Origin of the sequence: Providencia sp. PROV182, assembly GCF_028480325.1 — a bacterium.
GTDB lineage: Bacteria > Pseudomonadota > Gammaproteobacteria > Enterobacterales > Enterobacteriaceae > Providencia > Providencia hangzhouensis.
The window spans coordinates 129,127-141,772 of sequence record NZ_JAMPOL010000009.1; the positions used below are offsets into that span (position 1 = coordinate 129,127).

The 12,646-nt window shown below is 42.3% G+C and carries 10 protein-coding genes; 6 read left to right on the forward strand and 4 right to left on the reverse strand.

Annotation, left to right across the window (positions count from 1 at the left end; translation table 11 throughout):
* Positions 1-60 precede the first annotated feature (60 nt).
* Genes glpC through glpA form a run of 3 tightly spaced genes read right to left on the reverse strand, consistent with a single transcriptional unit; the run spans position 61 to position 4,191 of the window.
* Positions 61-1,254 (reverse strand): anaerobic glycerol-3-phosphate dehydrogenase subunit GlpC, encoded by a 1,194-nt coding sequence (gene glpC / locus PR834_RS07545; RefSeq protein WP_004258601.1) that lies wholly within the window; start codon positions 1,252-1,254, stop codon positions 61-63.
* A complete protein-coding gene (gene glpB, locus PR834_RS07550) occupies positions 1,251-2,546 on the reverse strand; it encodes a glycerol-3-phosphate dehydrogenase subunit GlpB (protein ID WP_153673848.1) in 1,296 nt (431 codons plus the stop codon). Before glpB ends, glpC begins: the two co-directional genes overlap by 4 nt.
* Positions 2,536-4,191, reverse strand: coding sequence for an anaerobic glycerol-3-phosphate dehydrogenase subunit A (gene glpA / locus PR834_RS07555; protein WP_004258606.1), 1,656 nt, complete (start codon positions 4,189-4,191; stop codon positions 2,536-2,538). The genes glpB and glpA overlap by 11 nt, the downstream gene beginning before the upstream one ends.
* Positions 4,192-4,627: 436 nt before the next feature.
* On the opposite strand from glpA, the gene glpT reads away from it, so the two are divergent.
* Positions 4,628-5,977, forward strand: coding sequence for a glycerol-3-phosphate transporter (glpT, locus tag PR834_RS07560; RefSeq protein WP_036958039.1), 1,350 nt, complete (start codon positions 4,628-4,630; stop codon positions 5,975-5,977).
* Between the two features lie 103 nt (positions 5,978-6,080).
* Entirely contained in the window at positions 6,081-7,154 is a 1,074-nt protein-coding gene (glpQ, locus tag PR834_RS07565; RefSeq protein ID WP_004258611.1) for a glycerophosphodiester phosphodiesterase, read from the forward strand.
* Positions 7,155-7,223: 69 nt separating this feature from the next.
* Here the strand turns inward: glpQ and epmA are convergent, their stop codons facing one another.
* On the reverse strand, positions 7,224-8,201 hold the full coding sequence (epmA, locus tag PR834_RS07570; RefSeq protein ID WP_110591188.1) for an elongation factor P--(R)-beta-lysine ligase: 978 nt from the start codon (positions 8,199-8,201) through the stop codon (positions 7,224-7,226).
* 800 nt (positions 8,202-9,001) lie between these two features.
* Between epmA and frdA the strand changes: the two genes are divergently transcribed.
* From frdA to frdD, 4 genes are read left to right on the forward strand one after another with little or no spacing between them, the layout of a single operon-like run.
* Entirely contained in the window at positions 9,002-10,798 is a 1,797-nt protein-coding gene (gene frdA, locus PR834_RS07575) for a fumarate reductase (quinol) flavoprotein subunit (RefSeq protein WP_004258614.1), read from the forward strand.
* Positions 10,791-11,525, forward strand: a complete 735-nt coding sequence (locus PR834_RS07580) for a succinate dehydrogenase/fumarate reductase iron-sulfur subunit (RefSeq protein WP_004258616.1) — start codon at positions 10,791-10,793, stop codon at positions 11,523-11,525. Before frdA ends, PR834_RS07580 begins: the two co-directional genes overlap by 8 nt.
* A 14-nt stretch (positions 11,526-11,539) precedes the next feature.
* Positions 11,540-11,935, forward strand: coding sequence for a fumarate reductase subunit FrdC (frdC, locus tag PR834_RS07585; protein WP_004258617.1), 396 nt, complete (start codon positions 11,540-11,542; stop codon positions 11,933-11,935).
* A 15-nt stretch (positions 11,936-11,950) separates the two neighbouring features.
* Complete coding sequence (frdD, locus tag PR834_RS07590) at positions 11,951-12,304, forward strand: fumarate reductase subunit FrdD (RefSeq protein WP_004258620.1); 354 nt, start codon at positions 11,951-11,953, stop codon at positions 12,302-12,304.
* Positions 12,305-12,646 lie beyond the last annotated feature (342 nt).

Sequence of the window (12,646 nt, forward strand, 5' to 3'; positions counted from 1 at the left end):
AAATAAGTTTAACTGAGCTAAAACAAAAAATAACAACCCTACAATTCGATAAGTAACAGATCACAAAGCTTTTGCTAGAAGTGAAATCGGGTGCTCACACTTCTTACTCGTCGACATCTCAATCTGCCACTTACAAGTTTCGCAGTCTGTAATCACCATATCCGCACCACTTTCTTCAATTTGACGGAACAGCCCTGCCCCTATTCCTTGAGAAACCTCATAGTTTTCTTTTTTGAAACCATAGGTTCCTGCGATACCACAACATTGTGAATCCAACACAATTAGCTCAACCCCTGGTACACGTTTAATTAACTCTAACGTATAGGAAGTCCACCCCATTTTTTCCATATGGCATGGTGTGTGATAAGCCACTTTTAAAGGCGTATGTTTCAGTTTGAGTTCACGCCCTTCTTCAAGTAAACGATAAATATAACGCGTTGCGAGCTCGATGTTATCCCTCATTGCAGAAGTATCAACATCAAGTACATGCGTATATTCATCACGGATGGTAAACGTACAGGTTGATGAAGTTGCAACAACAGGTACATGTTTTTCAAGGATAGTTTCTTGCAATGACTCTAAATTAACATTGGCTTGGCGCTTAGCCTGTTTCATAAAGCCATTGGCTATTAATGCCACACCACAACATTTTTCACGTTTAAGTAGCTGAACACCAATATTCATGCCGTTAAAGACTTTAATTAAGTCTTTACCTAATTGAGGGTGGTTATAATTCACATAACAGCCATGGAAGAACGCAACTTGCTCTTCAAATTTAGCTTGTTCAGCGGCTTGTTTTGCATACCAACGGCGGAAAGTCCCAAACGAATATTTAGGTAATTCACGGCGGTGGTCTATTTTCAATGCTTTATCAAGGATTTGACGTACAGGTTTTAACCCTGTAATAGTATTGACAACTGGTGCAAATGGCGTCGATAACGACCCCATTAAATCCGTATGGCTGAGAATAGCATCACGAATTTTAGGTTTCTGTTGGCTGTAAGTATTACGCGCACGAGCAATAATATCGCCAATCTTCACATCTGATGGACAAGCGACTTCGCAACGCTTGCAGTTAGTACAATATTTCAACGCTTCGTCATACAGCATCGGATCTTTTAAGCGTAAACGCTCACCGTCTGGCCCTGCTTGCTTAGGGCCAGGATACAGAGGATTAACCTTTGCAACAGGGCAATAAGTGGTACACACAGTGCATTTAATACAGCTTTCAAAGCTTGCATCTTGAATACTCATTGTGCCACCTCCACCTGCATAGTTTTATTCTTACTCAGTTCATTAATAATTTCATTAGCGGCATATAATGCGCTAATTATCGATACGCCCGCACCACAACCTTGAGTGAGAGGGTCAAAACCGCCTAAAACAGCGCCGGCTACATAAAGATTAGAAATGGCTTTCCCCTCTTTTTGTGCGCGTAGTTTTTCATCGGTTTTCACACCAAAAGCCATATAGGGCTGGGAAGCGAAAAACTCTTTGTTAGTCCATTTTGCACGTTCTGAAATTTCACACAGGTCCAATTGCATCAAAGGCTCATAGACACGGTCAAACTCTGCCACCAAACCATTATTAAAAAAGCTTCCCGTCGCCAGAACAAAATGCTTAGCTTTTAAAGAGATATCGCCATGATTACGAGTCTGGACAGATTCAATTCGGCCATCAACACAATTCACAGCGGTAACTTTATCACCAGGCATCACAATTCCACCTTGGCGACGGAACTGACGCAGTAACATTTCATGCAAACGAATCCCCAATAGCGAAGGAGGAAGAGTCGGTAGTAAAAATAATGGCTTACCTAAGCTCATTTGTAATTCATGTAAAGGTTCATCGCTATCGAGTCCGATACAGGCTGGCATAAAAATCGCCTCTGCATCTGTGACCAACGGAGAAATTTCAGCAACCATTTGTGCCATATTTTCTGGTCTATCAAGCCAACGAGCAACATTAACCGCTCTAAACTCACTCGGGTTTTCTCTTAATCGGTCTAATAATGGTAAATGCACATAATGCGATGTTGCTTGTAACCCCTCACGTTGTAGCTCATCAGCCACCATCTGAGGTTGAAAATCCAAGAAACCTTCGATACCAACCACAGCAATCTTGCTAACATCCATTTTATGGTGCAAACCGACAGTCGGAACAGACTCAGGACTAAGCCAAGTCATCCGTTTATGGCCCAGAGGTGTAATACGATAATGGTTTTCTTCACAAGAGCCTTTTAAATGAACTCCTGCTTGCTGCAATATTGACTGAGCCATATGCACTAGCTCAGTAACTTGCGTCTTTCCGATTAAACTATAAGGGTGTGCTGGCGCCTGTTCCTTTAGCGCATCAAGCATTTCTAGTGGTTTTTCAGCCACTTGTCCATTTGGTAAATGGGTTAATAAATCCAAGGAGCCTGATGAAAAATGTAATGCATTTTGCCCTGCACTAACAATTGCACAAGATAGACCAGACTGGGTCAAACGGATACCGCTCATTAATCCAGCTAAACCGCCGCCCATTACCACTACATCATATTTCATTGTCCGCCTCCTTCTGTGCATCCTTGCCAAGTGTCGCTTCATTCATGCCACATAACCCGTGATATACCCAGCTGGTAAATTCACTTTCACGCAATGCGTCACCCCAAGCAATTGGACGTACACCTTTCCAACGTTCATTAAGGAAGTGACTCAGTTGTTGCTCTGTTTCATGAGGCGTTGTGACATTAAAACGATTGAGTAACCCCGCAGCACGGCAAGCACATAATTCACCTTGGCAAGTTCCCATCCCCACACGAGTACGACGCCTTAAATCAAGTAAATTATTCACCGTTAATGAATTAACGGCATAGCGTACTTCACCAGCAGTAACGGCTTCACACTCACAAACTAAACTTTTATCGAGCCTATCCGTACTGAGAATTGCAGAAGCCCTGTCACCATGACGGTAAACCGCTGAGCCACGAATAGGGGCTGGTATAGAAACAACATTGCGTAAGGCTTCTTCTGCACTATGTTGCGAGCCCGGTAGTGGCGCTTCTGCTGTTGTACACTTGGCACTGTGGCCTAATTTTTCACAAACTTTATCAGTAGCCCACTCAGCCATCAGACGATATGTCATTAACTTACCACCAGTGATAGTGATAAACCCTTCTAAGCCATCGCGTTTAGCATGGTCTAACAGCACAATACCGCGGCTGACATTACGCCCTGATGGGTCATCATCACTGGCAACTAATGGCCGAACACCTGCATATGCACGTAAAATACGTGTTGTTGCAAGTGCTGGCGATAGCATTGAACCTTCACGAATAAGAATATCCACCTCTTCAGGGGTGACATACATATTATCAATTTGGTCATATTCAATATGAGTCGATGTGGTCCCAATCAGGGAAATCGTATCGCCGGGAACTAAAATATCGGCATCTGCAGGTTTGCGGCAACGGTTTATCACCATGTTGTTCAAGCGATGGCCTAAAATTAATAGCGCCCCTTTCGCAGGGAACATTTTAATTTTTAATTCGCCATACTCTGCGATTTTTTGCCCCCAGATCCCGCCTGCATTGACGACAATTTCCGCGTAAATATCATATTGCTTCTTGGCGTGGTGATCATAAACCGTCACGCCACGTACGGTGTCGCCATCACGAATCAAACCAATAACTTCATGATAAGTTAACACTTTCGCGCCATGCTCTCTGGCATCTAACATATTTGCCGCAGTCAAACGGAATGGGTCAACCGTGCCATCAGGAACACGAACCGCACCTATTAGATGTGGGTTAACAGAAGGTTCAAGGCGAATAGCCTCTTTGGGGTCAATTGCAGTCGCATCAATACCCGCAGCTTGGCAAGCCGTAATGAATTGTTGCTGATACTCTAAGCTGTCTTCAGGTAAAGTAATAAACAAACCATCAGTTCGCTCTATACAGTGATGCGCGATACGTTTTAAAATCTTGTTCTCTTCTATACATTCTCTGGCGGATTCACCATCTGTGACTGCATAACGCGCGCCACTATGAAGTAACCCATGGTTACGCCCTGTCGCGCCAGTCGCAATATCATGCCTTTCGAGTAAAACAGTTCTTAGACCTCGGCGAGCGCAGTCACGAGCGACTCCTGCACCTGTTGCGCCACCACCAATAATGATGACATCCGTCTCAGTCACAGATGAGCCATTCATGTCGCATTCCTCACATTAATAAACATTTCTATAATCGATAAGTATAGATTCTATTTTTATAATCTATTATTAAATATAGCCCAGAAACGCGATCAATGTTTGATAGGGAACAAAAACGAAAGCAATTGATGCATATTCAGTGTTCAAAAGAACAAAATCGTGATGAGAATCACAAAATAATTAACATTTCTAGTTCCATTCTATTCACAAATGTCATTTACTATGCAACTTCATAAACAAAATCAATAATTGTGCGTTGGATTACAGATAAATTGTTTTTTAACGACTACAATTTAGAGCAATTAAGAAAATAAAGACTCTTAAATTACTCGATTACTTTCGTTTTTGTTACTTCACCAATAATAAACACTCAATATTTCTCTGAAATAGAGAAATGGAAGTGTAAATAAAAATTAGCATGCCATCGGAGGCGTATATGTTAAGCATTTTTAAACCAGCACCTCATATAGAGAGGCTGCCAGCGGATAAGATAGATCCTGTCTATCGTAAGCTTCGCTGGCAGATCTTCATGGGTATTTTCTTTGGTTACGCAGCGTATTATCTAGTCCGAAAGAACTTTGCGTTAGCGATGCCATATCTTGTTGAACAAGGTTTCTCTAAAGGTGACCTTGGTTTTGCATTATCAGGGATCTCAATTGCTTACGGATTTTCTAAATTTATCATGGGGTCGTTTTCCGACCGTGCAAACCCGCGTTATTTCTTACCAGCAGGTTTGATTCTCGCCTCCGCAGTGATGTTAATTATGGGCTTCGTACCATGGGCAACATCAAGCATCATGGTAATGTTCGTATTACTGTTCCTTTGTGGTTGGTTCCAAGGTATGGGTTGGCCTCCTTGTGGGCGTACCATGGTTCACTGGTGGTCACAAAAAGAACGTGGCGGTATCGTTTCGGTTTGGAACTGTGCACACAACGTCGGTGGTGGTATCCCTCCATTACTGTTCATGTTAGGTATGGCATGGTTTAACGACTGGAAAGCTGCGCTGTATATGCCTGCATTGGCTGCTATCCTTGTTGCAATCATTGCATTTGCGTTAATGCGCGACACCCCGCAATCTTGTGGTCTTCCTCCAATTGAAGAGTACAAAAACGACTATCCAACTGACTATAAAGCATCAGATGAGCAAGAGTTAACTGCAAAAGAAATCTTCATGAAGTATGTTTTCCCTAACAAACTATTATGGATGATTGCGATTGCGAACGTGTTCGTTTACTTACTGCGTTATGGTGTTTTGGACTGGTCTCCAACTTACCTGCGTGAAGTTAAACACTTCGCAATGGACAAATCTTCATGGGCTTACTTCTTATATGAATACGCAGGTATCCCAGGTACGTTACTGTGTGGTTGGATGTCGGATAAAGTCTTCCGTGGTAACCGTGGAGCCACTGGTGTGTTCTTCATGGTTCTGGTAACCATTGCAACTATCGTGTTCTGGATGAACCCAGCTGGTAACCCAAATGTTGATATGGCATGTATGTTGATCATCGGTTTCCTAATCTATGGTCCTGTTATGTTGATTGGTTTGCACGCCCTTGAACTTGCACCGAAAAAAGCAGCAGGTACAGCCGCAGGATTCACAGGCTTGTTCGGCTACCTCGGTGGTTCTGTAGCAGCAAGTGCTATCGTTGGTTATACCGTAGACTACTTCGGTTGGGACGGTGGCTTCGCAGTCATGATCGGTGGTTCAGCACTGGCCGTTGTTCTACTGTTTATCGTGATGTTGAGCGAAAGCAAACATAAACGCGAATTAGCAAACTCACAATAAACATTCATCAAATGTTCATTGTTAATCGCTAGACTCGTGGGCTATATCAAAAAATGATGTAGCCCATTTTTTTACCCAAATAAAGTGCCAAGGAGATATAATCATGAGCTTTCCATTAAAAACATTGGTGGCTAGTATGGTTTTAGTGATGTCAGTGTCTGCTGTAGCTCAAGCTTCAAGTAAAGTTGTCATTGCACATCGTGGTGCAAGTGGTTACTTACCGGAACATACCCTACCTGCAAAAGCAATGGCTTACGCACAAGGTGCTGATTTTCTTGAGCAAGATTTAGTTATGACGAAAGATAACGAGCTCGTGGTCTTACATGACCATTATCTCGATCGCGTGACAGATGTTGCTGAACGTTTCCCTGACCGCGCTCGTAAAGATGGCCGTTACTATGCGATTGACTTTACCCTTGATGAAATCAAATCACTCAATTTTACAGAAGGATTTGATATTGTTGATGGTAAAAAAGTGCAAAGCTATCCGAACCGCTTCCCAATGGGCAAATCAGACTTCCGCGTTCATACTTTCCAAGAAGAGATTGAATTTGTTCAGGGATTAAACAAGTCAACGGGTAAGAATATTGGTATCTACCCAGAAATTAAAGCCCCTTGGTTCCACTTACAAGAAGGCAAAGATATCACCAAAAAAACACTCGAAGTCCTTAAAGAGTATGGCTATACCACCAAGGATTCCAACGTTTATCTACAGTCATTTGACCCTAATGACCTAAAACGTATCAAAAATACCTTGATGCCAGAAATGGGAATGGATCTTAAATTAATTCAATTGATTGCTTACACCGATTGGAATGAAACTCAAGAGCAAAAACCTGACGGAACTTGGGTTAATTACAATTATGATTGGATGATGAAACCCGGCGCCATGAAAGAAATTGCGACCTATGCAGATGGTATTGGCCCTGACTATCATATGCTAATTAGTGAAGAATCCACGCCAACTAATATCAAAGTGAATGGCATGGTTAAAGAAGCTCATGATAACAAAATGGCAGTTCATCCGTTCACTATCCGTGTTGATAAGCTGCCAAAATACGCCAAAGATGGGCAACAGCTTTATGATATTATTTATAACCAAGCCGATGTCGATGGCGCCTTCACAGACTTCCCTGACTTAGGGGTTAAGTTCTTAGAACAGCAGAAGCAAAAATAGTTTTCTGAACCAAAAACAAGAATGCAGCCATTTCATTTGGCTGCGTTCTCTTCAAGTTAACCGTCTTAGTTAAGCAATAGTGACAGGGAATGCGATCACATCACTGATTTTGTCTGCATTTAATGCAATCATTATCAGCCTATCAACCCCAACTGCTACACCAGAACAATCGGGTAAACCATGCTCTAAAGCCGCCAATAAGTGCTCATCAATAGGCGCAGTAGGGAGCCCCATTGCCGCACGCTTACGGTTGTCTTGTTCAAATCGCTGGCGTTGTTCGCTTGCATCGGTGAGTTCATGGAAACCATTCGCCAGTTCCATCCCTTTATAATACACCTCAAAACGCTCAGCTACGCGGTGGTCTTCCGTGCTAATCACCGCAAGAGAAGCTTGAGTCGCAGGGAAATGATACACGACTGCAGGCTTTTCTTTACCAATATGAGGCTCAACGCCCATGGTAAATAGCAGTTGAAGTAAGGTATCTTTATCTTCTTCCTGATCCGCGATATTGCTCAAATCTAAACGGGCTGCAACCTCACGTAATTCGCTTTTTTCAGCGGACAGCGGGTCAATATCCAAATAACGTAAAAACGCTTGTTGGTAAGAAAGTAGCTCTGCACTCTCACATTCTAAAACTTGTTGCAGTAAATCATCCACTTCATTAATCAAACGATACATATCAAAATGCGGACGATACCACTCTAACATGGTAAATTCAGGGTTATGATGTCGCCCTGCTTCTTCATTTCTAAAACTACGACATAACTGATAGATAGGGCCACTACCTGCCGCTAATAAGCGTTTCATGTGGTATTCAGGGCTAGTCATTAAATATAAATTAATGCCTTGTGCCGCACCAGGACCCACAAAACGCGTTTCAAATGGAACAAGATGAATGTCAGTGACTGTTGCCTGACTCATTGCGGGGGTTTCGACTTCAAGTACACAGCGATCAGTAAAAAAACGTCTGACTTCCGCAATTATTTTTGCGCGCTGTAACAGGTTAGCGATGGGGGCGGTTGGCTGCCAATTCGCTATATCACTCATTAAGATAACTCCAAAATAAACTTAGTCGTGCAGTGTACCCACCTCACTTGCAACACACAATGCATTTACACTGATAATGCACATTTATCTGGGCGTAAGTACTTGTAACTGTCGGCATGATGAGTAAGTAGAGATAACCAGATTATCTCTTGCTTTATACGATTAGGCAAAGCCTTTACTTTGAGCTATACATCGAGTTAATGAGGAAAGATAAAGAAAATAGTCAGAAACATGATTATTTCTTATGTTATGTGACATAACTGTTACTAAAAAAGCGAAACGATTCGCTTTCTCAATCTATTTTAAAATTTTCTCTTCGAAATTGAACTTCTTCTAAAAATAAATAGTGAGACTCCTCGCAAATTAGCATTCAATATGAATGAAACTCTTCAGCTATAATAATAGTATTATTCACTTATTATTGGTAAAACCTGACTAATTTCCTTGGTTTTATACACTAAAATTTTATGTAAATTTAATGATAATTATTTGAAATTTCTTTTTATTCGATGTTAACAGCCTAGAAAATCGAGCAATGTAAAAACAATTTATAAAAAGAAGATCTACCTCACACTTTATCGCTAAATTTGGCCAAAACCCCCCTCTATATCAAATTTATCTTGAGTACTATTCGCTATAATTCACAGCATGATAAGTCATTATTAGCTATTATATTATTTACTATTAAAAAACAGATATTTCGTAGTTTAGCTTTAAGTTGAACTGAAAATGACGTAGCTAATTATCAAAAGTATTTAAAAGAATTTATCAATTTTACACTTGAACAATGGAGAAGCGCAGTGCAAACCTTCAATGCCGATTTAGCGATTATCGGGGCCGGGGGCGCAGGCTTACGTGCAGCAATTGCTGCCGCTGAAGCAAATCCCAATATCAAGATTGCTCTGGTCTCAAAAGTATACCCAATGCGTAGTCACACTGTGGCCGCAGAGGGGGGATCAGCAGCAGTTACTCAGGCTCATGACTCCTATGACTATCATTTTAATGATACTGTAGCTGGTGGGGACTGGCTGTGTGAGCAAGATGTTGTCGACTATTTTGTCGAACACTGCCCAACAGAAATGACCCAACTAGAGCTATGGGGCTGCCCGTGGAGCCGTAAACCAGATGGTTCAGTTAACGTTCGCCGTTTCGGTGGAATGAAAATTGAGCGTACGTGGTTTGCTGCTGATAAAACTGGCTTCCACATGCTCCATACCCTGTTCCAAACTTCATTAAAATATCCACAAATTCAACGTTTTGACGAACATTTTGTTCTCGATATCATTGTTGATGAAGGCCAAGTCCGTGGTCTTGTCGCGTTAAATATGATGGAAGGAACAAAAGTCCAGATCCGTGCTAATGCCATCGTGATGGCAACTGGCGGTGCTGGACGCGTTTATCGCTACAATACCAATGGCGGTATTGTAACCGGTGATGGTATGGGTATCGCATTCCGCCATGGCGTGCCGCTGCGTGATATGGAATTTGTTCAATATCACCCAACTGGGTTACCGGGTTCTGGTATCTTAATGACCGAAGGTTGTCGTGGTGAGGGGGGGATCCTTGTCAATAAAGACGGCTATCGCTATCTGCAAGACTACGGAATGGGGCCTGAAACTCCACTGGGTAAACCTGAAAATAAATATATGGAACTGGGTCCACGTGACAAAGTTTCCCAAGCGTTCTGGCACGAATGGCGTGCAGGTCGCACCATCAGTACCCACCGCGGTGATGTTGTTTACTTAGATCTTCGCCACCTTGGCGCAGAAAAACTGCATGAGCGTTTACCATTTATTTGTGAATTGGCGAAAGCCTACGTGGGTGTTGACCCAGTAACAGACCCAATTCCTGTTCGCCCAACCGCTCACTACACCATGGGTGGTATCGAAACGGATCAACGCACAGAAACACGCATCAAAGGCCTATTTGCTGTCGGTGAGTGTTCTTCTGTTGGCTTGCACGGTGCAAATCGTTTAGGTTCTAACTCATTAGCTGAATTAGTCGTATTTGGTCGTCTGGCAGGTGAAGAAGCCGCTCGCCATGCTGCTGAAGCAACACCAGCCAATGCAAATGCTATCGAAGCCCGTACTCGTGATATCGAAGCTGACCTCAGCAAGCTCATGAACCAAAAAGGGAAAGAGAGCTGGTCGAAAATCCGCGACGAAATGGGTATTTCAATGGAAGAAGGCTGCGGTATCTACCGTACCCCTGAATTAATGCAAAAAACCGTTGATAAAATTGCTGAGCTGAAAGAACGCTTCAAACATGTCGAAATTACCGACCATAGCAGCGTATTTAATACTGACCTACTGTACACCATTGAATTAGGCTTTGGCCTTGATGTGGCGGAATGTATGGCTCACTCTGCAATCAACCGTAAAGAATCACGTGGTGCACACCAACGTCTCGATGAAGGCTGTACTGAGCGTGATGATGTTAATTTCCTTAAACATACTTTGGCATTCTATAACCCAGAGGGCTCCCCTCGTTTAGAATACAGTGACGTGAAAATCACGAAATCTCAGCCAGCTAAACGTGTTTACGGTGCCGAAGCTGAAGCTCAAGATAAGGCGAAGAAGGAGCAAGCTAATGGATGATATGAAACACCTAAAAATGGAGATCATGCGTTACAATCCGGAAACGGATAGTGAGCCCCATTTGGTGACGTATGATGTCCCTTACGACGAGCAAACTTCTTTGTTAGATGCGTTAGGCTATATCAAAGATAATCTCGCTCCAGACCTGTCTTACCGCTGGTCCTGTCGTATGGCGATTTGTGGTTCTTGTGGCATGATGGTGGACAAAGTGCCTAAACTGGCTTGTAAAACATTCCTGCGTGAATACCCGCAAGGCATGAAAGTTGAGCCATTAGGTAACTTCCCAATCGAGCGCGACCTTGTTGTTGATATGACTCACTTTATTGAGCGTTTAGAGGCGATCAAACCGTACATTATCGGTAATGACCGTAAACCTTCTGAAGGCCCAAATAAGCAAACGCCTGCCCAGATGGCGAAATACCATCAATTCTCAGGCTGTATCAACTGTGGTCTGTGCTATGCAGCTTGCCCACAATTTGGACTGAACCCAGAGTTCATCGGTCCAGCCGCGATTACATTGGCAGAGCGCTACAATTTAGATAACCGAGACCATGGTGCGAAAGAACGCATGACCTTGTTAAACGGTGACAATGGTGTCTGGAGTTGTACGTTTGTAGGCTACTGCTCTGAAGTCTGTCCTAAGCATGTCGACCCTGCGGGTGCGATCCAACAAGGTAAAGTAGCCAGTGCGCAAGACTTTGTTATCGCCATGCTGAAGCCACGATAAGGAGAATTGAAGTCATGACAACAAAACGTAAACCCTATGTAAGGGAAATGAAGGGCGATTGGTGGCAAAAGCTAGGTTTTTACCGCTTTTATATCATGCGTGAAAGTACTTCAGTCCTTCAAGTCTGGTTTAGTATCTTAGTCCTATATGGGGTATTTGCACTCAAGAGTGGCCCTGAATCATGGGCTGGCTTTGTTGGGTTCTTAAGTAACCCAATCATTCTTATCATTAACATTATTACTTTGGCAGCAACATTATTACACACCACCACGTGGTTCAATCTTGCACCAAAAGCCGTCAGTATTATTGTGAAAGATAAGAAAATGTCTGATGAGCCTATCGTTAAAGGCTTCTGGGCTCTCACGATTGTTGTTACGGCAGCAATCTTAGCTATCGCATTATTATTTTAATCTAAGGAGAATCTGATGAATCTAACGCCTAAACGTTCCGATGAGCCGATTTTCTGGGGATTATTTGGTGCCGGAGGTATGTGGAGCGCCGTCATTGGCCCTGCAATCATCATTCTGTTAGGGATTTTAATTCCTCTCGGCGTTGCACCAGAAATGCTTAGCTATGAGCGTATTATGGCATTTAGCCAAAGCTTTATCGGCCGCGTATTCTTATTACTGATGATTATTTTGCCAGTTTGGTGTGGTATGCACCGTATCCACCATACGCTGCACGACTTTAAAATCCATGTCCCTGCGACAAAATGGGTTTTCTATGGCGGCTCAGCAATCATTAGTGTTATTGCAATTATTGGTGTATTCACACTGTAATTGCAAAATAAAATAAATCTAAATACCCCATTGTCATTGGCACTGGCACTGGGGTATTTTTTTATCGAGCAAAACCATTTTATATGACGAATAAATATATCTAATCATTAAATAAAACAAAAATAACTGTTTTTATTACTCTATTTGGCACATTTAAAACAGTTTAAAGGTGAATATTCGACATACAAAACACATTCAGATTAACCTGAGACTTCACTGATATTGCTCTTGTTATGATTATCTTCGATTAATAATAAATTATTTCATAAATATCAACATATTAAATTAATTTTTATTGATATTTTTCATGGTAAGAGAAAATTAAAATGAAACTTAAAACCT